Origin of the sequence: Streptomyces iranensis, assembly GCF_017874715.1 — a bacterium.
GTDB lineage: Bacteria > Actinomycetota > Actinomycetes > Streptomycetales > Streptomycetaceae > Streptomyces > Streptomyces iranensis.
The window spans coordinates 83,447-104,100 of record NZ_JAGGLR010000003.1 but is presented as its reverse complement, the minus strand read 5'-3'; the positions used below and the strand labels follow the sequence as shown (position 1 = coordinate 104,100).

Annotated in this window: 16 protein-coding genes and 1 pseudogene; 2 read left to right on the top strand and 15 right to left on the bottom strand. The window is 71.4% G+C overall.

Annotated features, from left to right (window positions below; translation table 11 throughout):
* Positions 1-253: 253 nt before the first annotated feature.
* Together J2Z30_RS06450 and J2Z30_RS06445 are read right to left on the bottom strand one after the other, a co-directional pair.
* Positions 254-751 (bottom strand): allene oxide cyclase barrel-like domain-containing protein, encoded by a 498-nt coding sequence (locus J2Z30_RS06450; protein WP_052701774.1) that lies wholly within the window; start codon positions 749-751, stop codon positions 254-256.
* Between the two features lie 198 nt (positions 752-949).
* Entirely contained in the window at positions 950-1,189 is a 240-nt protein-coding gene (locus J2Z30_RS06445; protein WP_044579538.1) for a hypothetical protein, read from the bottom strand.
* 178 nt (positions 1,190-1,367) lie between these two features.
* Here J2Z30_RS06445 and J2Z30_RS06440 point away from each other — a divergent pair, with 178 nt between their 5' ends.
* Positions 1,368-1,718 (top strand): sensor histidine kinase, encoded by a 351-nt coding sequence (locus tag J2Z30_RS06440; protein ID WP_078957102.1) that lies wholly within the window; start codon positions 1,368-1,370, stop codon positions 1,716-1,718.
* Between the two features lie 274 nt (positions 1,719-1,992).
* Here J2Z30_RS06440 and J2Z30_RS06435 read toward each other — a convergent pair whose 3' ends face one another.
* On the bottom strand, positions 1,993-3,003 hold the full coding sequence (locus J2Z30_RS06435) for a hypothetical protein (protein ID WP_209468583.1): 1,011 nt from the start codon (positions 3,001-3,003) through the stop codon (positions 1,993-1,995).
* 236 nt (positions 3,004-3,239) lie between these two features.
* Here J2Z30_RS06435 and J2Z30_RS06430 point away from each other — a divergent pair, with 236 nt between their 5' ends.
* Entirely contained in the window at positions 3,240-3,692 is a 453-nt protein-coding gene (locus J2Z30_RS06430; protein WP_044579532.1) for a MarR family winged helix-turn-helix transcriptional regulator, read from the top strand.
* A 499-nt stretch (positions 3,693-4,191) separates the two neighbouring features.
* Here J2Z30_RS06430 and J2Z30_RS06425 read toward each other — a convergent pair whose 3' ends face one another.
* The 12 genes and pseudogenes from J2Z30_RS06425 to J2Z30_RS06370 form a co-directional block, all read right to left on the bottom strand.
* Positions 4,192-5,181 carry a nitrilase-related carbon-nitrogen hydrolase gene (locus tag J2Z30_RS06425; protein WP_044579530.1) on the bottom strand — a complete coding sequence of 330 codons (990 nt, stop codon included), beginning with the start codon at positions 5,179-5,181 and terminating at the stop codon, positions 4,192-4,194.
* Between the two features lie 383 nt (positions 5,182-5,564).
* A pseudogene (locus tag J2Z30_RS06420) lies at positions 5,565-5,809 on the bottom strand (transposase); the annotation flags it as partial.
* Positions 5,810-5,815: 6 nt separating this feature from the next.
* Positions 5,816-6,688, bottom strand: a complete 873-nt coding sequence (locus tag J2Z30_RS06415; protein ID WP_044579527.1) for a peptidoglycan-binding protein — start codon at positions 6,686-6,688, stop codon at positions 5,816-5,818.
* Positions 6,689-6,767: 79 nt separating this feature from the next.
* Positions 6,768-8,330 carry a DUF6519 domain-containing protein gene (locus tag J2Z30_RS06410; RefSeq protein ID WP_044579525.1) on the bottom strand — a complete coding sequence of 521 codons (1,563 nt, stop codon included), beginning with the start codon at positions 8,328-8,330 and terminating at the stop codon, positions 6,768-6,770.
* A gap of 106 nt (positions 8,331-8,436) precedes the next feature.
* On the bottom strand, positions 8,437-10,614 hold the full coding sequence (locus tag J2Z30_RS06405; RefSeq protein WP_044579523.1) for a hypothetical protein: 2,178 nt from the start codon (positions 10,612-10,614) through the stop codon (positions 8,437-8,439).
* Positions 10,611-14,591 (bottom strand): putative baseplate assembly protein, encoded by a 3,981-nt coding sequence (locus J2Z30_RS06400; protein WP_044579521.1) that lies wholly within the window; start codon positions 14,589-14,591, stop codon positions 10,611-10,613. The genes J2Z30_RS06405 and J2Z30_RS06400 overlap by 4 nt, the downstream gene beginning before the upstream one ends.
* Complete coding sequence (locus J2Z30_RS06395) at positions 14,588-17,788, bottom strand: putative baseplate assembly protein (RefSeq protein WP_044579519.1); 3,201 nt, start codon at positions 17,786-17,788, stop codon at positions 14,588-14,590. The genes J2Z30_RS06400 and J2Z30_RS06395 overlap by 4 nt, the downstream gene beginning before the upstream one ends.
* Positions 17,785-18,183: a GPW/gp25 family protein gene (locus tag J2Z30_RS06390; protein ID WP_044579517.1), complete on the bottom strand. Its 399-nt coding sequence runs from the start codon at positions 18,181-18,183 to the stop codon at positions 17,785-17,787. Before J2Z30_RS06390 ends, J2Z30_RS06395 begins: the two co-directional genes overlap by 4 nt.
* Entirely contained in the window at positions 18,180-18,524 is a 345-nt protein-coding gene (locus J2Z30_RS06385; protein WP_044579515.1) for a hypothetical protein, read from the bottom strand. Before J2Z30_RS06385 ends, J2Z30_RS06390 begins: the two co-directional genes overlap by 4 nt.
* 28 nt (positions 18,525-18,552) lie before the next feature.
* Positions 18,553-19,086: a phage baseplate assembly protein V gene (locus J2Z30_RS06380; RefSeq protein ID WP_044579514.1), complete on the bottom strand. Its 534-nt coding sequence runs from the start codon at positions 19,084-19,086 to the stop codon at positions 18,553-18,555.
* A gap of 34 nt (positions 19,087-19,120) precedes the next feature.
* Entirely contained in the window at positions 19,121-20,260 is a 1,140-nt protein-coding gene (locus J2Z30_RS06375; protein WP_044582365.1) for a hypothetical protein, read from the bottom strand.
* On the bottom strand, positions 20,253-20,651 hold the full coding sequence (locus tag J2Z30_RS06370; protein WP_044579511.1) for a LysM peptidoglycan-binding domain-containing protein: 399 nt from the start codon (positions 20,649-20,651) through the stop codon (positions 20,253-20,255). Before J2Z30_RS06370 ends, J2Z30_RS06375 begins: the two co-directional genes overlap by 8 nt.
* Positions 20,652-20,654: the final 3 nt, after the last annotated feature.

The window sequence follows — 20,654 nt, the reverse complement described above, 5'->3', positions numbered from 1 at the left end:
TCGGCGTCTTTTCGGCCCGGTGCAACCAGCGAAGCGCGGAACGTCGTGACCCTAGTGCACGTCATGGCCAGGGCCCGTCCTGCCGGGTTGAGGTAGGACAGCCCTGGCCATGAGAGGCCGCTTGCGGAGACTGCCCCGCGGTTGCCAAGGTGGAGGGCGTTCCATTGGACAGCGCCGCCTGACCAATCGCACGAGCCGTCCCGACACACAGACACACAGACATGTCGACACGTCTCTCGCGGTAGCGGGCTGGTCAGCGCTGCAGGTAGACAGTGAAGTGTCGCTCGGTCTCCCCCGCGGGGACGGTGCGGATGAAGCCGTGAGCGGTACGGTACTCGCCCGATCCGCCCGTGATGCTGACGTCGACGGAGGATGGAGCGGGCAGGTGCAACAGTGACTGCGCGGTGAACTGTCCTTCGGGGAGCGCAAAGGTTCCCAAGCATTGGAGGGCGGACGGCCCGACCTGGGTGAAGGCGCAGACCGTGCTGTGATCGCCCACCTTCTCGCCATCACGGTAGAGGTCTTCGTGGACCACCCGCTGGTCACCAACGCTGACTCCCGGCTTTCCCAGATCGACTTCTTCGGCAGAAATCTGCTTGCCGACCAGTTCGAAGGTCTTCACACGGTGCCTCGCGTCGGGCGAGTCGGCCGACGTCGACGGCGCAAGCGCCGCACCGCTGACGAGGGCGACGACTACTCCCGCGGCCATGCCAAGGTATCGCCGCTTGCTTACCCTGGTGATGTTCGGCATCTTACTGCTCCAGTCATTTGGTTTACATTGCATGGAATGTGCGAATCTGGCTCTGAGTGTGCTGGGCCGACCAGTTGGACAGCGACCAGGTGGAGGCGAGGCGTGGCGGCCGGGCAGAGAAGCATCAGCCGTTCAAGCACTTGCTCAATTGCGGCGCACCTCGCAGCTCTGCGGTCCCGTAGTAACCGACGCCGCTGGTCAGAATCGGTCGACGTCGAGGACGGCTTGGGCGAACGCCCCGGGCGCTTCCTGCGGCAGCGCCGGGAAGGACCCACCGCCGGTGTGCGACGCCGGCGCCGTTGCCGCCCTGTCGGTGCCCGGCCCGGATGACGACGAGGCCGCCGCCGACGAGGGGCCGCTCAGACCGGTGAGTGATGCGGCAGCCGTTCCCGCCGCCCCCACGCCGATGGCCTTGCCGAAGGTACGCCTGTCGATCATCTGTGAACCTGAACCGTTTCTGTCCGTGTCGGCAGAGCGGGCGCATCTTCGCCCGACCGAGTTCCCCGAGCAGCCATAGTGGTGCTCCGGCGGCTTCGGGGCCTCGGTGTCCGTCCGCAGGCATCCTGCGGGTTTCCCACAACCACCGACGGCGCTGGGCACGTGGCTGCACGATAAGATGGTTCAAGAACTGGCCGCTGTTCAGATTGTTTTGTCCACCGCCGTCGGCAGTGGCGAGTCGGCCGCCATGAAGGAGGCCATCGACCAGGCGCGTGGCCTGATCGCGAACCAGATCACCTCGCTGCGGCACCTGATCGTGGAAATGCGGCCCTTCGGCCTCGCGCCCGCCCTCGAGACACTGTGCCGGCGCACCGGGGAAACCTTCGGACTGGAGACGGAACTGCACATCGGAGCGGAGTGGAGCCGGCTCGGCGACGAACTGTCGCCAGAGGCCCAGGCCCATATCTACCGCATCGTGCAGGAAGCGGTGAACAACGCGGTCGAGCACGCCCAGGCGAGCCCCCCGTGAGGGAACCCGTGTCTCCCTCCTGTACCCGACACGGCAAGCGAGCGCTCCAGAGTCAAGTGGCGATTGCCTTTCCGGCCTTAAGAGATACACGTCGAGCAGGGGTTTCGAGCGGGTGGTCAATGCGCACTTGGTGAGGCTCCGTTCAGCGGGTGGAACAACGCCGGATCGAGTGATGTCTGTCATGCCATGTAGCGTGAACCATTTGCCGTTGACCGGCGCTTCCCCGTTCGGACGGCTGTCGAGTCGTGCGCGTGGCTCAGGGGAAGCCGGCGTGTCAAGTGGTTGCGGACGCGCGCCGCCGCACCAGTCGGGCGCGCAGGGCGAGCAACAGTGCGGCGACACTGGCCCACAGGGCCAGTGTGACGACAGGTCCTGCTGTGTGTGCGCCGTTGAAGTAGCTCAGGTCGGCGATGGCACGGACGGCGGCGCCGGGTGGCAATAGGGCGGAGACGGCTCGGGCTATGGCGGGCAGCAGGTCGACGCCGATGGTGGCGCCGCTGGTGGCGTTGCCGGCAGTGAGGAGCAGGAGGGTGGCGGCCGGAAGCCCGACGGGGCCGAGGTAGGTGCCGAGCAGCTTGGTGGTGAAGGCGGCTGCGGCTGCCAGCAGGGTCAGGATGAGGAGCAGCGGAACGACCGGCGCCGGAACTGCTCCCAGAACCGGACCGGCGATGATCGCGGCGACCGTGCCGATGGCCGCGGAGGCGCCGCTCAGCAGCATGAACCGGTGGCGCAGTCGCAGGAGACCGGTCAGGCCGAGAGCGTTCGAGCCGAGGACGAAACCGGCCAGGGTCACCCCGAAAGCCATGTAGAAGCCAGCCAGTCCCCGAGCGTCGAAGCGGACCAGGGGCAGGACGTCCTTGATGGTGACGTGCTTGCCCGCACCGTTGGCGTAAGCGCCGATGAGGGCCTTTACGGCCGATGTGGTGGATATGCCATTGGCTCCTGCGACCTCCAGGCGCAGCTCGCCCGTGCCGTCGGTGCTCAGCGCTGCGGCGACGTCGTGGTGCTCCAGGGCCCTGCGTGCCGCGTCAGTGTCCGCGACTGGGCGCACCTCAATGCTGTCGCCGAGGGCTTGGCGTATCTCGCTCTGCAGGCCGCCGGGAGCGGTGACGGCGATGGGAACGTGGTGCGGCTGGGGGTCGCGCTGCAGCCCGATATAGCAGCTGATGAAGGCGGCCACGACGATCAGGGCGATGAGGGTCGGCTGCAGCCAGGCCTTCATCGGTGGCCGACGGCGGACGGTGGGGTGGGGACCCGGGGCGGGCTCGGCCGCCGTGGAGGGCATCGGCTGATGTTCGGGCGCGGGTCCGAAGGGGGTTTCCATGGCAGGGCCTTCTGGCGGTGAGTCGGGGGAGGCACGGGGCTCCGGCGGGGACAGGGCGCGTCGCAGATACATTAACGAGCATATGCTCCTATGTGGTGGGAAGGTAAGGAGGAGATGCGGGCAGCCGTTGGTGCCGGAGCCAGTCTGGCCTTTATGAGCAGCTGCTCCTATCATGAGTCCGGAAGTATGGAGGAAACATGACCCCTGCTCCGCAGAACCTCGCCGAGCAGTGCAACAACTTGGCACTGCGCAAGGCGGCCCGGTACCTCGGCGCGACCTATGACAAGGCTCTGGCCCCGGTCGGGCTTCGTGCGACGCAATTCAGCATTCTGCAGAGGCTCAGCGCGCTCGGAGAGATGACGATCACCAGCCTGGCCGACATGATCGCCATGGACCGCACGACAATGGCCTCGAACCTCAAGCCGCTGGCGCGGGAAGGTCTCGTGACCGTCGAGCCGTCGCCGACCGACTCCCGGGCGCGCATCGCCGCGATCACGCCGGAAGGCCTGGCCCGGATAGACGAGGCGCTTCCACTGTGGAAGGACGTTCAGGCTCGGTTCGAGGACTCTTTCGGCGCAGAGGACGCTGCCCGCCTGCGCACCCTCCTCGCCGCGGTGCTGGACACGGGCTTTACGCCCTGGGCCGAGTAGAACGCATCAACGCGCCCGAATCCGGTTCTTCGCAGGCCGCGTGACCGGATCGACGGACATCACTCAGCCACCCCATGAGCCGCACGGAATGGACAGGCCCGGCAGGATTGCCCTGCCCCGGCCATTGAGGAGCCGTTCGCGTCGGTCAGGGCCTCCATGCCTAGTCCCGGAGGCCAGGACTGGACCCTGGGCATGGAACGGGGGCATCGCGCAGTACCGGGGTCGCTCTGAGGATGTGCTCCATGGTCCTGGCCCGGTTCGGCGGGCCGGCAGGACGCCGCGGCGGACGCGTCATGCTGGTGCCCGCCGAACCGGGCACGCCCCAGTCCTGAGTGCCGACGCTCGTGTCGAACGCAGGGACCGGCGCCGACGCCAGGCCGACCGTGATCAGAGTGCCGTCCGGGGGAGAGGTCAGACAGTGGCGGCGAATATACGGGTGCATCTCGGCGGCGTGTTGGGGAGATGTACCCAGCCGCCCTCCGGCGCAGGCTGGAATGGCTTATTGGGTCTCGACGGCGCGAATTTCGTCCACCGCCTGGAGTGCTTGGACCTGCGCATGGGTGCCAGGCTCGTGGAGGTTGGCCGCCGGCGTGCGATCAATGTGCAGGTTGAGCAGTTCCGGGCGGCTGTAGTGACCGCGTGCGTCCATCAGGCGTTTGCGCAGGTCGATCAATGCGAAGTCCAGGTCTGCGATCACCTCGCCCTCGCCGGACGTCAGCGGCTCACCGATGACGCGGCCTTCGGGATCGATGATGGCGGTGAAAAAGCCGCCGGAAGTCGCACCGGCGGGGCCGCCGGTGTCCTTGGCGATCTGTGCGCGCTGGTCGTCATCGAGCCAGGCGGTGGCGTTGACCACGAAGCAGGCCGATTCCAGTGCGTGTTGGCGAATGTTGATCTCGATCTGCTCCGCGAACAGGGGCCCACCGAAGGCGCCGGGATACATCGAGGCATGGATCTGCTCACGGTCGGCGATCATGGCGTAGCGCGCTAGTGGCAGGTAGTGCTCCCAGCACGCGAGCTGGCCGATGCGGCCGACGGTGCTGTCCACCGCGCGCAGGCCCGAACCGTCACCCTGGCCCCAGATCATCCTCTCGTGATAGGTCGGCGTGATTTTGCGCCGGCGCTGGATCAGCGTGCCGTCGGCATCGAACAGCAACTGCGTGTTGTAGATGCTGCCGCCATCACGCTCGTTGACGCCGATCGAGACGACCATCCGTGCCTCCCGGGCGGCTTCGGCGATGGCGTTGGTCTCGGCGGACGGTACGGTCACCGACTCTTCGAGCAGACGCAGGTGCTCCTTGGACATGGTGTAGGGCGGCTGCACGAAGGAGAAATAGGGGTAGTAAGGGACGACGGTCTCGGGGAAGACGGCCAACTGGACGTTCCGCTTTCCCAGCTCGCGAATCTTCTTCACGACCTTCTCGACGGTGCCCTCACGGCTGTAAAGCACGGGACTGATCTGGACTGCGGCAGCCTTTACGGCGGTCATGGTTCGGCTCCTGGTGTGGAATGCGCAGCCAACGCAAGCTTGCGCTGCTGAGCGCTGTCCAGCGGACAGTCGCAAAAACGAATAGAGAGGCCGGGTTGTCTGGAGCATCGACCCGGCGAGACGTTCGACTAATAGGAGCATATGCTCGTATCTATCGAAGGGCAAGTGCGATCCCCGGGCAGATCCGTCGCCGTGTCGAGTCTTCTCAGGTCAGTGGGCAGCCATCATCACCGTGGCATGCTGTTGAGAGGCCAGCGAAGTCGATCTTGTTCTCGGCAGGGTCGGACCGTCTCGGCGTTGAGGGTGACGGGGATGTTGTCGCCGGTACCTTATGTTCTGCTGCTTCAGCCCCCTTTGACGCCGGAAACCGGCGGCGGGTCAGTGCGAGCTCCGGCCGCGTGCTGATGTGCACGCACGACCGTAGAGTCCACCGCGATGTCCCAGTCGATCTCACCGGCTGCGTCGGCGGCGCCCCGCACCTGCTGAAGCAGGCGTTCCCAGGTGCCGTCACCGACCACAGCCGATGACGCTCATACACCGTCTTCCACGGGCCGAACCGCTCAGGCAGATCCCGCCACTGCACACCGGTCCGCACCCGGTGCAGGATGCCGCCGATCACCTGCCGGTGAAGGTCCTAGACGTTCGGGACGCGCAGCTTGTCCCAGCTGGTCTTGCCGGGGACGCCGTCCGCGTCATCGCCGGAGTAGCCCAGCTTGCGCTGCCACGCCGCGTAGGACTTGCGGTCCGCCTCGGTCCACTCCGGGCTGGGGCCCTCCTCGTAGCGTCCGCAGCCCTCGGCCACCAGCCGCTTGCCCATCGCCGTGATGATCTTGCTTTCGCGGCCGTTCCGGAAGAAGTCGGCGCCCGGGAACGGCTCGTAGGACGCCGGTGGCTTGGGAGCCGGGCCGTCCGGCTTGGCGCCGAGCCGCTTGGCGACGCGGCTACGCATGCTGTCCATGGTGAAGCCGCGCGGGTCGACCTTGCCCGGCTGCCACTCCAGATGGCCGATCACCGAGCGCTGGGTCCAGCCGTGGGCTCGGCAGATGGCCGCGGACACCTTCTCGATCGCCAGCTTCTGCGCCTCCGGCCAGGGGTCCTCGCCGTCGCCGAGGTTGACGCACTCGAAGCCGTAGAAGTGGCGGTTGCCGTCGGTGTCGGCCTCGTTGTCGGAGGGCAGCGCGGATTCGTTGACGACGGCTCTGAGCACATCGCCGTCGCCCAGGCCCGCGTGGTTGGCGCGGCCGTTGCCGACCAGGTGGACCGCGCCTGACTTGTCGATGACGCCGTGGCACAGCGGCCCCGGCAGTGAGGAGTGTCCCTCGTAGCACAGCTCCACGGAGGAGTCCGTGCCCTTGGTGACGGTGTGATGGATCATCACCCCGTTGACCGGCCCCCAGGGGCCCTTGCTGTTGCGGTTGTGAGTCCGCCAGTCGCGGTACTCATGGACTTCCAGTCCCTCGTCGCGAAGCGCCTTGAGCAGACGGTCGGCGGTGAGCGGCGTGGCCATGGTGATGTGCTCCTTAGGGATGAGGCATGGTGATGTACGGATGCCACGGGCACGGAACTCAATCGGCTCCGGACCGGGCCTACGCTTCCGGTTCGGCGTCCTCCCTGGACCTGGTCTCGGCCGCTGCTTCGGCCTCCGCCGCGAGCGCCGGCGCGTCCGCGGCCGGGGCGGGCCCGGCCAGTGGCCCGAACACCATCCGCAGATCGAGCTCCGCCTGCTCGGCGGTCACCCACGCCAGGGGCGCGTAGTGCGTCTGGATTCCGGCCGGGGGCTGGAGGAGCGGTTTGCGGGCCGCGTTCACCGGCCACTCCACGCTGCCCGTGGCGGTGCGGGCCGGGATCAGCCAGTGGTCCCCGGAGCGGTAGGCGCCGTCGGGGGCGAAGTACACCTCGACTCCGTCCTCCAGGGGCAGCCAGCGGCCCTCCTCGACCTTGAGCGCACCGCGTTTCAGCCGAGCCGCCGCGCCCTTGCGGGGGCGCCGGGTGGTCTCCCGGTGGTCCCAGCGGCGCAGGAACGGCCGCAGCTCGGGGCGGCGTCCGACACCCGGCTCGGGCTCACCGGACAGCCGCACCCGCCGCCCCGGCAGGTCGGCCTCCTCCACCCGCAGCAGCGGCAGCGGTTCGCCCCGGCTGGTGTAGGCGGTGTCCACGAACTCCACCAGGTCCCCGACGCCCAGATCCAGCTTGTCGTCGCTGCCCAACGAGGCCAGCTCGACCCAGCTGCCGTCGAGTTCGTCGACCGGGAAGACCACCGAGCCGTTCTCCCGGGACCATTTGAAGGTGGCCTCCTTCGCCGTGCCGCCCTCGTGGATCTCCACCCGGTACAGCTGGTTCTCCGGCCCTCGGTAGCGGGCGTCCGGGCGGACCAGGCAGGGGTCCTGGTCCGCGTGTTCCGGCCGCTCGGCGCGCGCCGCCAGCCGGGATCCGGGCGCCGTGGCCTTCCGCGCCCACGCCCCGAACGCCTTGCCGACCTGCTCCTTGCTCGCCCCTCCCGGGTTCTCCAGCTCCAGGGCCGCGCTCTCCACCGGCAGCACCTGCCAGACCACCTTGACCCGCGCCGCCGTGTCCGGCATCGCCGAGCCGAGGGCCACTTCGCGCAGCGCCGGGTCCTCGGCGGCGGTCACCGACCGCTCCCACACCTTCAGGGCGACCAGGAACGGGCGCTGCTCCGGCAGCCGGTCGCCCGGCCGCTCCGGGTCCCGGTAGGCGTCCGGCTGATCCCAGTAGGTCCAGGTGGCGGGCGGCTCGTCCGGTTCGGGCGGGTCGGCCTCGCCCTCCGTGCCGGAGGTGCCGGAGGTGGCGGAGGTGCCGGAGGCCCCGTCCGCCGCCTCGTCGTCGACCGCCGCACCGGGCAGCGGCCGGGTCGCGTCGCACAGGATGCCGTCCACGTAGTAGCGGCCGCCCTCGATGATCAGATCGTCCAGATCGCGGCTGCCGCCCTTGAACCGGATGTGGAACCCGGCGTCCCCGGACGGGCCGCCGTGCTGCCCGATCAGGTCGGCGGCGAGCGTACGGGCCTGGTGGAGCTGGATCGCGGTCTGCTCGTTGGCGTCGGCGTCGAGCTGTACGCGGCCCTGCTGGGCGACGACGGCGGAGTAGCGCCGGCCGGGCCGGAAGGTGAGTCGGGAGAGATCGGCGTGCATGGAAGGGTCCCCCTCGGAAGGTTCGGAAGTCTGGTGGGCGCGGCTCGAGCTCGGGCCGGGGCTCGGACGAGCGGGCTTCGGCGTGGATGCCGGCATGGGCATCGGCTCACGTCACGGCGATGACTCCCGCGTCCGTGCCCGCCGGCGCGTACTCCGCGAGCCGCGCCCGCAGGCTATCCTCGCGCTGCGGCTGGTACAGGTCGTGGAAGGCGCCCATCTCGGCGCCGTCCTCGGCGCCCCGGCGGATCTCCTCCGCGCATCCGGCCGCCAGCTGCCCGTACACCGGGGTGCCGTAGCGCTCGCCGCCGAACAGCGGCCGCACCCGCCACGCCTCCTCGGCCCCCACCAGATCCGGCTGGCAGCGGTGGCGGCGCGGGGTGCGTGAGCCCGGCGGCACATAGCTGAACCGCAGACATCCGACACCGCGCCGGGCCACGTGCATCCGCCCGGTGAAGAGGCTGTTCTCGCCGATCCGCACGGCGTGGGTGTGCACTTCGCCGATGACGGTGGTGCGGTGGGCGTGCAGTACGGCGTGGGCGTGGCGGCAGTCCGGGGCGGACAGCGCCGGGCGGTCGTGTCCGGTGGCGTCCAGGATGGAGTCGCGGATATGGAGGGCGAGCGGGTCGGTGTGCACCTCCTCGCCGATCACCTCGATGGTGCCGAGGACGCTGCGCTCGATCTGGACGCACGCGGTGGTGCGCTCCAGGACCAGGCTGGGCTCGTCGGGCGAGCGCGGCTCGCACTCCGGCTCCAGGGACCAGCCGGGGACGAGGGTGCAGTGACGCAGCACCACGGCGCCGACCGGCCCGGTGACGTTGAGGCCGCGCCCCGCGATCAGCAGCCCGTCCAGCACGATGCGCGGCGCCTCGCCACCGGTGTTCCCGTGCTCCTCCCGCGCCCGGATGTTGAGCGCGTCGGGGCGGTTGCTGTACCAGTCCAGCAGCCGGATCACCGGCCGGGTGCCCTCGGCGGCGCGCAGTTCCAGCCGGTCGCCCGGGTCCAGGTCGAAGTCCAGCTGCTCCTGGTAGGCGCCGCTGTGGGTGATCTCGATGATGCCCTCGGGGCCGCATCGCCCGCCCCGCCGGTCGTGCTGCCACTGCCGGTACGCGTCCATGATCCGCTGGTACGCGCACCCCGGCCCGACCCGGTAGACCTCCGCGGCCGGGGAGGTCTCGCGGTCGTCCCGGTCGTACTCCCCGCCGCCCATGTCGTCCGCGCACGCGTAGTGGTAGGTGACCCAGACGCCGTGACGCGGCGCCGTGCGCGAGCCGAAGGCGATCCGGCCGCGTTCGGGGTCGATGACCACCTGGCCGCGCCTGGCGCGATAGCGCCAGTCCGTCAGATCCGCCACCACGATGTCCGACGGCGGCACCGGCTCGTCGTGGCCGTCCCGCCAGACGGTGAAGCTCTTGCCCGGCCCGTAGTAGTCGAGGAGATGGTCCGCGAGCTGACGGCGGCGGATGTACGCGGGCACGTTGTCGATGGCCGCGATGTGCCGGGCCGACGGCTCGGGTTCGGGGCGGGTCACCAGCGGGGTGTCATTGCCGAGGATCGAGAAGGTGTACAGGTTGCGGGCCCGGTCGACGCAGTACGCAGGTGCCCTGGTCACGGGGTACGGCTTCAGCCGCCATACGAACAGCCCGACCCCGGCCGGGGTGTGGCCGCCCTGTCTGCGGCGGGAGTCCGCGCGCCGTACGTCCACCGAGCGCGCCACATTTCCGAACGGCCCGCCCGCCAGGTCCAGCGCCGCCCCGTCCCGCAGATCGGCGAGCCGGCCCCGGGAGAGCCTGCGCAGGTCCGCCGCCGCGCCGCCGGTCCCGCCGTAGAGCCTGACCGGCTGGTGGTGCGCGGTGAGCCGGGAGAGCTCGATGGCGCGGGCGGGCCATCCGGCCACCGACGCGGAGAGCTCCTCGAGCAGTGCGAGCGTGCCCTTGCGCCGCCGGTACGCCACGGTGGCGGCCACGTCCCGGCGCGGCGCCAGCGCCTCGGCCAGCCGCGCCAGGGACGCGTCCGGCGGCCCGCCGTCGCGCAGTCCGGTGGCCGGCACCCGCTCGTAGCCGGGCAGTGGACGGTAGCCCACCAGATCGCCGAGGTACGGCAGCACCCATGCGGCGGCGGTCTCCACGAACCAGTCGTCGTACTGCTGCTCCACCCCGTCGCGCACGCGGTCGACCTGCTCGGCGATCACGGCGAGCAGGGCGCGCAGGGGCTCGCCCGCCTCGGCGTCCCTGAGGCGATGCCACTGCGGAAGCAGCTCGGCGAGCCCGTCCGGCTCCCTGCTCATGAGGTGACCTCCGTAAGGATCAGCGTGTCCGGGACATCGGGTGTGAACATCGCGAGCCGCGCCGGGCGGATGCCGCGGAAGACGGACACCGAACGGCCCCTGATGAGGCGGCGGGTGTCGGTGATGTCGGGGTTGAGGCGCAGCAGTTCGGCGAGCGGGATGCCGTGGCGTCCGGCGATGTCGGTGAGCGTCTCGCCGTCCGTCGCGGTGACCCGGTAGGTGTCCTCGGCGTACTCGGCGGACCGGGCGGGGACCACGGCGCCGGGCTCGGTGAGCCGGGCGGCCAGGTCGGCCAGTTCCCGCGGGGTGCTGGAGGCCGGGACGCCGGTGAAGGCGTCGACGTCCACATAGTCCACACCGGGCACCGACTGGGCGGTGGCCAGCACCTCGGAGAGCGCGGCCGGTTGCCCCAACTCGCGCCCCGGATAGCCCAGTTCGCGCAGCAGGGCCTGGCGCAGCCGGGGTTCGACCAGCTCCCAGGAGTGGTCCGGCGCCACCTTCACCCGTGCCACCAGCACCAGCAGCACCAGCTCCCGCACATCCACCCGGACCGGCAGCCGGGTGTCCCCGTAGGCGGCCAGCGAGGTGCGCAGGGCGCGCAGCACCTCCGCGTCCTCGCCGATCGGCGCGTCGTCCACCCCGGCCACGGTCACATGGAGCACCCTGCGCCGCCCGTCGAAGAGTTCGCGCGCGGCGGCCCGGCCGATGCCCGCGCGGGACCGGGCGAAGTCCTCGTAGTCCTGAAGGGAGACCAGCCGGTCGAGCGCGGAGACCGCGAGCGGGACGGTACGGCGGGTCAGGCCCGGACCGTCGCCGTCCGCACCCCCGGTGGCGGGCTGCGGATTGGTGACGGCGGTGACCCCGAGGGGCCGGGTCAGGGCCTGGGTGATCCGGTCCGCGGGCACGTTGGCGGCCTCGCCGGTGCCGAAGCGGTAGCGGGCCCGTACGTTCTCGTGGCCACCGGGCAGCCGGGCGCCGTGCACCCCGTCCCCGAAGGTCACCGTGGTCCGCCCGTCGCCGGTGGTCCCGGTGACATGGACGCGCTCGCGCGGCCCGCGTCCGGCGAGGCTGTCCACCCGGTGCCACAGCAGCCCGTCGACGCGGATCTCGAGGGCGGGGATGGCGCCCAGGGGGTTGTCCGCGGGGAGCCAGGTCAGCGGCGACTGCCACAGCGTGAAGGTCTGGTTGGCCACGGCCGGGTCGCCGCTGCCGATGGGCTCGTCCCGGCTCTCGCCGTGCGTGGCGGGCACCACATTGCCCTGGACCCGGACCGTCTCACGGCGGTAGCGGTAGGCCAGATCGGCGGTGAGGGTGAGCGTGGTGTGCACATGGTCGCCGGGCAGGTCGGGGTCGACGCGCTGGTCCACGGCGGCGATCACCGCAAGCTCCGTGCCCCGGACCCCGGTCGGGCCGCCCGGCCCGGCCGGACCCGGGATGTCGGTGCGCTCGCCTGAGACGACGATCCGGCGGCCGGGCCGCAGTCCGTCGTACAGCTCGGCGAGCTCGATCTCGTTGCCGTGCACATCCTCGCCCAGCGGCTCGTCCGCCGGGCGCAGCGGCTCACCGCCCGCGTGCACGGTGGTGTCGCGGATCGCGGAGAGCAGCACATCGTGTTCGTCGAGCCATGGGTCGGCGAGGGTCAGCTGGGTGCCGCGGCCGGTGATGCCGTAGGTGGTGTACGCGGCGGTGCGCACGGCGACGACGCGGGTGGTGACGGAGGCGAGCTCCTTGTCGCCCGGGATGCCGTCCGGCTCGCCGGACCCCTTGCGGGGGCGCTCGATGGCCACCCAGCTGCCGACCGTGATGGAGTTCTGCACCGAATCCAGCGGCAGCACATAGCGGTTGGTGGGCTCGGGCACGGTGGCGATGCCGATCTCGACGGCCGGGGGCTCGCTGCCGGGGGTGAACCGCAGCGTGAATTCATAGGCCCCGTAGCTGATCTGTTTCGGGGGTTCGCCGCGGCTGAGCATCCACTGCTTGGTCTCTCCGTTGTCCACGACCACATGCACCCGCCCGTCCTCGGCGGGCCGGGACACGAACAGGGTGAGCGCGGGCAGGCCGGGCAGCAGGGTGGCGGTGACACCGGGCTCCTGCGAGTCGGTGGGACGGCCCCGGAGCCAGCCCAGGTCGTGGTCCTGGCCGACCCGGGTGGACAGCCGCACCCGTCCCGGACCGAGCTCGAACTCGGCGGTCTGCGGCAGGTTCTCGCTGCGCTGCCATGACGTCCCGGTCTCGATGTGCTGGAACTCCGCCTTCACCGGCGCCTTGACCGCCGTGTCGTACACGATCCGTACGGCGGTCAGCTCACCGCCGGTCAGCGGCCAGTCGGTCTGCCGGATGACCCGGCCCCGGTCGTCCTGTACCGGCTTGAGCGGCGCCATCGCCCCGAAGGGCGCGGCCGTCACCCGCATCGCCAGCAGCTCGCGCAGCAGCGGGACGGTCCCCGGCGGGGCGGTGGCGGCCGGGGCGGCGCGGCGCCACGCCGCGTACATCCCGCTCGCCACCCTCGGGTCGAGGGCCGACAGCAGCCCGGCGGCCAGATCGGACCCCGGCCCGAAGAGCCGCCGCGGATCGTGCGCCGCCGTGGCGCGGGCGCCGGACGGCGGCCGTACGACGCGGGTGCGCAGGGCGGGCAGGACGGCGCCGAGCGCGCGCACGGCGGCGGTGCCGTGGGCGGGGCCGGTGGCGAGGCCGTGGGTCCCGGTGGCGAGGGCCCCGGTGGCGGGGTCGTCGGTTTCGGTGGCGCTGTCGGCCGCGGGTGGCCGGTCCTCGGCGAGCTGGGACCGCAGCCGCACCTCGCCGGATCCGGCCGCGTCCAACTCCCCCGCCCGCTCGCGCAGTTCGCCGATCACCGCCTCCAGCCGCTCCAACCAGGCGGCGACCTCCTCGTACGGGGCGGCCAGCACCTGCGCCTCCGCCAGCCGGTCATGCGGTTCGGCGAGCCGCCGGGCGAGCTGACCGGGCGTGGTGATCCCGTCCAGGTCGCCCCGCAGCGGCGCCAGGACCTGGGCGTCGAACTCCTCGATCAGACGGCTGACGGGACGCGGATCGGGGTGGTCCGGCGTGGGCTCGGCGTCCCCCCGGTCGTCCGGGTCCTCGTCCGCCTCCGGGTCGGTGATCCACCGCCGTACCTCGTCCACCAGCTCCTTGAGGGACGGCGGGGCGGACCGCTGCAGCCCGATCGCCGTCACGTCCTCGTCACGGTCGACGGTCACCCGCGCCACCGGCAGCAGCGGCCTCCCCCGGCTACCGCTGGGAGGTGCCCCCTGGCCGCCACCCCCGGACTCCGCCGTCCCGCCGAAGACGAAGAGCAGCTTGTCGCCGACGGTCAGTCCGAGCGAGGTTCCGGACACCAGCAGCTCGGAGCGGCGCCGCAGGTCGTCGGGGCCGATCAGGGCGGGCCGGCGGCGGCGCACCGCCAGTTCGTTCCACGCCCAGCGGGCCGCCAGGTCCTCGCTCGTCTCAAAGGTCTGCGACTCCTCGTCGGAGGCCGCCGGGACGCTGTGGCTGATGGCCCCGCGCGGAATCGTCACCACGACGTCCTCGGCGCGCGGATCCCGGTCCAGGGTGTACGCGAGGTGGGTGTCGGCGGCCACGCCCGGCCGTGGCACATGTCCCACCAGCCGCCCCAGGAGGGCGAGCGAGCGGGGGTCGTGGGCGGTGCGCAGATAACCCTCGTCGGCGATCCGCTCGGAGTGGAAGGTCAGCAGGTCGCTCAAGGCCGCCCAGGCGTCCAGCAGTCCGATGGCAGGGTCGTCCGGGGTGCGTACGGTCAGGCCGCGCAGCGCGGGGTAGGCGGGCGAGGCGAGCCGGTCGAGCATGGCGGCCAGGAACGAGCCGTAGTCGCCGACGCGATAGTCCAGGGCGGTGCGGCCGGGCGGGTTGTGCGGAGTGCCGGGGGCGGCCCGGCGCTCGTCGTGACCGCCGCAACCGCAGCCGCGGCCACCGGAGTCGACGTGATCGGGGTGGTCGCTCATCGGGCCCCCTTCAGCTCGATGACCAGGCGGCCGTTCTCGGGCCGGTCGGGGTCGTTGTCGCATTGGGCGATCTCCAGGGGGCCGATGCGCAGGATGCCCTCCTCCAGCGCCTCGCCGTGTGACGTCTCGTACGAGGTGCCGTCATCGGGCTCCTTCGGCCCCTCCAGCCCCTCGTGCCACAGCCGTCGCAGCCGGGTGACCTCGACGCGTCGCACCCCCGGCACCGCCGCCGCTACGGCCACCAGGCGGCTGAGCCGCACCGGTTCGCCGAAGGTCAGCGCGTCGGGGTGGAAGAAGCCGAGCCGCCCGCCGGAGAACCGGCGGCCGCCCAGCGCCCGGTACAGCTCGGCGAGGATCTGCCCGTGCTGGTGTCCCGGCGCGGCGCACACCTCGATCGCGATGTCCAGCGGCACCGCGCGGGCCGGACCGACCACCAGGTCGTGTCCGATCCGCCGGTAGCCCTCCAGGGCGTGCGCGACCGCGTCGAGGAGGGCGGGGGGCGGTGCCCCGGTCCCGTACGCGTCGATGGCGATATGCGCCTCCCGCACACTGCCGGTCCAGCGGATCTCCGCCGCCGCGCGCCGCACCCCGGGCAGTTCGGAGGCGAGCGCCGCGTAGTCCTCGGCGGTGATGGCCCGGTGCCGGGCGCGCTTCAGATCGAGCGGGGCGAGCCGGCGGACCTGTTCGACCGGCTCGGGATCGGTGCCGCCGACGGCGGGCAGCGGATTGCGCACCCCGGCCACGGGCCGGGGCGCTCCGGTGTCCGCCGCTTCCGGATCCCGGCACAGCACCAGGTGGTTGATGGCCTCGGGGCCGACGTTGCCCGCCGTGCCACCTCCGGTCCGGTAGTGGACCGCGAGACGCGCGCCGGGCCTCGGCACGGCGCCGTACCGGCCGTCGCCGAAGCGCAGCGCGATACGGCCGTCGTCCTCCAGTTCGCCGACGAAGTGGCGGTCCCGCGGGCGGGAGGTGAGCAGATCGCGGCGCGGTGTCCAGGTCTCGTCGCCGTCCTCGACGCTGACGGCGGGGAGCGCGGCCCGCGGGTCCTGGGCGAGGGCGGCCGCTGGACCGTGCAGCACCGGGTCCTCGGGGCGCAGCCCGGCGGCGTACGCCCGGCCCCAGCTGTGCGCGATCTCCCAGGCGACGCGCCCGTCCAGGACGGTGCCCGCCCGTGCTCTGGCGGTCAGTGCGGCCAGGCGCCCCAGCTTGGCGTCGAGCAGCCGGTCGCAGCGGTGCAGCAGCTCGCGCAGCGCGCGGACGGGGTGGCGGGCGAGTTCGAGGCGCTCCAGGACGCGCAGCCCGAACAGGACGGTGAGTTCGGCGATCTCCTCGTCCGAGAGCCCGTCGCGGTCGCGGGCGCTGCGCCACAGCTCCGTCAGCCGCTGCCGCACCCGCCCCGGGACGGCGGCCAGATGCCCGGCCTGCCCGGCCGCGATGTGGCGCGGATCGGGGAAGGGCACGGCCTGGGTGACGGGCGCCTGGTGCAGTACGGGCCTGAAGCGCGGCACGATCCCGGGGTAGACGGACTGGGCGAGAAGCGTCCGCAACGCCTCCGCCTGGGCGTACGCGGTGCCCGGCACGACCTTCTCGCGCCGCTGCCCGGCCGACTCCAGGCCGATCCCGGCCCGGCCGGTGGCCTCCGGGCCGACGGTGGTGAACAGCTCGCGTACCTCGTCGGGGGTCAGTTGCCGCCCGTGGCGGGCCTGGTCCAGCAGGGAGTCGATGAGCCGCGCGGGCGCGTTCCCGGCGTCCTTGTCGAAGCAGCCGAAGGCGGGTGGGTCACAGGACCCGGCGACGGCGGGGACGGGCGGCACGGTGAGGGTCTCCGGTGTGCCGCGGCAGAAGGTGAGCGAACGGCCGTGGTCGACCAGCACCACATTGCCGCGCGCCACGCTGACGTCCTCGACGGGCGCGCAGTCCGGACCGCCCCGGGTGGCCAGGCACAGCGGGAAGGCCAGCGCGTCCTCCCGCGCCCAGGTCACCTCCAGCACCGGCTGTTCGGCGAGCCGGTCGACGGCGGGGGTGACGGAGCTGAGGCGCACGGCCTGCCGGTGCGACGGGTCGGCGTCACCGGGCGTCCCGGAGCGGGGGCCCCGCACCTCCTCGAAGAGCAGCAGATCACCGGGGCGCAGATCGATCACGCGGGCCCGGCACTCCTCGTCGGCCCACGCGTCGCGCAGCGTCGCGGAGGTGGCGCCCACGGGCAGCGAGCACACCTCGCCGCCCCAGGTCCACAGGCGGATGCGGTGGTGTTCCGGCCGCAGCTGGAGGGGTTGGTCGGTGACGACGGGCTCGAACACCTCCACCGATCCGCGCTCATCGAGCACGGCCAGCTCCCGGTCGTCCAGCACGGTCCCGACGTCCGGCCGGTCCAGCGGGCCGAGCGTACGGATGTCCACGGCGGCGAAGCGGTACTCCCCCGGCTCCAGCGTCAGCGGCTGAACCGTCTCCACGGTGACGAGGGCGCGGGCGTTGCAGCCGTCGTGCATCGGATAGTCGATCAACCGCACGTGGCGGCGTACGGACACCCGGCGGCGGGCGGTATCGAGATACGCCTCGGTGGCCACCGCGTCCTGCTGGTAGCTGATCTGGTCGGCGGTGTGGGCGAGCAGCTCGACCAGGGTGATGCCGAGGTCGGCGGCGCCGCGCTCGACCCAGTCGGGGGCGGTGAGGCGGAGCCGGTCCAGGACGACCTGACGGAGCGTTTCGTAGTCCCGGGCGGTGTAGTCGATGACGGGGGCGGGGGCGAAGGTGGCGGGAAGGTCGCGCTCTTCCTGGTCCTCGCAGTCGAAGGGGGTGGGGCAGTCGGGCCGGAAGTGGAATGCGCAGTGGAAGTACCGCTGGTCGAAGCCGGGGAAGGGTTCGGTGCCCGGCCGCCCGTAGGGATCGGTGTCGACGATGGAGAGCCGGTAGGCGGAGGTGTCCCCGGCCCGGTCCACGGTGACGTACAGCTTGTCGTCGAGCTCGGGGTCCTCCTCGCGCTCGACGGAGATCTCCATGACCTCGATGCGGGTGATCCGGCGGCCGCCGTCGACGCGTACGTTCTCCGGGCACAGGCCGTGCGGGGCCTTGCCGAGGAAGGTGACGGTGAGGGTGGTGCCTTGTTGAGTACTGTCGCCGGCCTCGACGGCGTCCACCCCGTTGAGGTGGGCGGCCCTGATGCGCTCGCGCCGTGACGCGGTGGAGGGGTGGCTCATGCGGACCCCCTCCCCTCGAACACCTCATCGCGCAGGCCGGCGGTGGCACGCACCACATACCGCAGATGGACGCGTACGACGTTCTCCTCGCTGACCACGTCCAGGGACTCCACCTCGATCAGCTCGCCGAGCCAACGCTGGAGCGATGCCTGGACGGACAGCTCGACGGCGGAGGCCAGCTCGGGGCTGTTGGGCGTGAAGACGAGGTCGAGCAGCCCGCAGCCGAAGTCCGGCCGCATGACGCGTTCGCCGGGGCTGGTGAAGAGCAACTGCTCGATGAGATCGCGTATGTGGTCGTCGTGGTCGGCGTGCGCGGTGCGCCCGCGCCGGTCGATCCGGAACGGGAAGGCGATATCGGTCCGTACGGTGTGTGGCCTGCCGGTCCGTGTCCTCATCCGCACATGACTCCTTGCCGCGCGGCGGAGACGACGGGTGGCCCCTGCGGCACGAGCCCCGCGCTGAAGCACTGTGCCGAGGAGGTGTCGAGCAGGACGGGCACGCCGTCGATCAGCACCGTGTCGCGGTCCGGAGCCCACCGGACGGTGGTGCACGGCAGCGGGACGCGGTCGACGGTGTACGGGCAGCCGACGACCGTGAAGACGTCGTCGGCGGTCGGCACGGGCTGCCCGTCGAGCCGTACACCGGACGACGGAACGGATGCCGCCCCTACGCGTCCGCCGTGCGGGCAACTGATCACGGCGGTATGGCTGACGAGGTTCCCGGAATTCCCGGACACGTGGCTTGTCCCTCCCCGTTGCTGCTGGCTATCGCTTCTTGGGCACGGTCAACCGGCCCTGATTCAGGTCGACTTGGTCACCGGCCAGGGAAACGGAAGCCCCCTGGCCGTTGTCGATGTGCACTCCGGTCGCGTCGATCCGTATGAACGCGCCGCCGGGCGCCTGCAGCAGAATTCCCTCGGCCGGAACGTCGGACATCACGATCTTGTGCTTCCCGGGCGTCTGGATCACCACGGGGTGCGCGGTCGCCGGATCGGTCCGCGCGTCCTCCGGGAGCTGCTCCCTGGCCCCGAACCAGCACCCCGTCCAGATGGGGAAGCTGGGGTCCCCCTGCTCGAACTCCACCCACACCCCGGCCCCGACGGACGGCACGACGTATTGCCCGGCGGGCCGCTGCTGATCCCCGGTGAAGGGGAAGCAGGGCATGGCCCAGGTCGACGGCTCGTCGCCGAGGACATCGGGCACCTCGACGGTGATCCGGCCGATGCCGAGCGGGTCCTGGTTGTCCCGCACCCGGCCCCGGAATTTGCCGAGGAAGCGGTTGTTGGGTGTGGCCGCCATAGGGGCTCCTGATCCTTTCCTCTTGTTCCATGGCTCAGGGCCGAACGGTGTCGCTCCGGGCGATGAGCCCTTCGCGGGTGAGGGTGAAGTTCTGCTGGAAAGAGCCGGGCCGGAGATTGTGGGTGACGGACTTGACGTAGTACTCCCCGTCATAGGTGCGCCCGGCACCCCGGACCCCCACCAGCTGGCGCGGCTGGAGGATGTACCCGTGCCGGTTGACGTCGAGCGAACCGGAACCGGAGATGGCGTCGGCGGTGGTGGCGGCCCTCGCCAGGGCTTCGGCCTCGGCCTGCGCCCGGTCCTTCTTGGCGGTGCCGGAGAGTGTCTTGCGCTTGAGGGCCGGGGTGGCCCGTTTGCCGAGGGGCGGCCGGAGGGGGCTGATGTCCGGCTGGGCGAGGAGGGTGGAGGTGCGGGTGGCGGGGTCCTGCACACGGGCCTGGGGCTCCTCGCGGGCGGTCCCGTCGTAGGCGAACGTCAGCTGGTCGACGGTAGAGTTGACGTCCATGTTGACGGTGAGGGCGTGCTGGGCCGTGCCGATGCGCTTTTCGGGCCCCCAGTAGGCGGTGGAGACCCCGGCGACGGGCCCGGGGATGAGGTAGAAGACATAGCCGTTGGCCTGGGCGAGATCGGTGACGTACTGGAGGTCGGTGCCGGTCTGGTAGTCCACGCGGCGCTGTGCGTTGGGCGGTTGGAGGATCTTCTCCTCGATGACGTCGGCCTCGATCCCGTAGTCGGTGTACTTCGAGAGGATGCGGCCGACGCGCTTGAAGGGCGGGAGGTTGGGATAGCGGTCGGTCCGCTCCTCGAGGTCCATGAGGAGGGTGAGGTCTTCGCCGGTGACGGTGAGGGTCGTCTGTCCGGGCTGATTGCTGGCCCCCACCTCGTGCCGCACGATGAGCCCGTCGAGGAGGACGATCGGCGTGCCCTTGACGGCGGCCGTGACGATGACGCGGGTGCGGGGGTCGAAGAACCCCTCGGGGAGCAGCCGATCGATGATCGCGCCCTTCTTGGTGAGGTCGAACGCCATCTGGAAGCCGCCGCGTTCACCCGCGGTCGTGGTGATCTGCGCGGACAACAGCGCCTCGGTGACCTCGGGGGGCACCGGCCGGGTGAGCTTGGGCCCCATCCGCAATTCGAGGTGGATGGGCCCCTGCCCGACGGGCTCATCAGCCATGGCGCCCACCGCCTCCGCCCGGGAACCCGTTCGGGATCTCTATCTCCTCGCCCGGCTCGGCGGTCAGCTCGCGTGGGTCGAGGACGGGGTTGGCGTCGGCGATCCGCCACCAGGCGGCGGGGTCGCCGAAGTAGCGCTGACCGAGGTGGTCGGGGCGCTCGCCACTGCTGACGGTGTGGCGGCCCGCGATGTGGGTGGCGGTGTCCTCGTCCGCCGCGCCGAGGGGCGGCAGCAGCCGCCGCTTGACGTAGCGGACGGGGGTGCCGTCGGGTTGGGTGTGGATCCCGATCTCGGCGTCGTGGTAGCGGCTGGAGCGGGGGTAGGGGTGCGACCCCGGAATCGCGTCGAGCGCACTCTCGTAAGGCTGCGGCTGTGGCTGTGACCCGGCCATCTG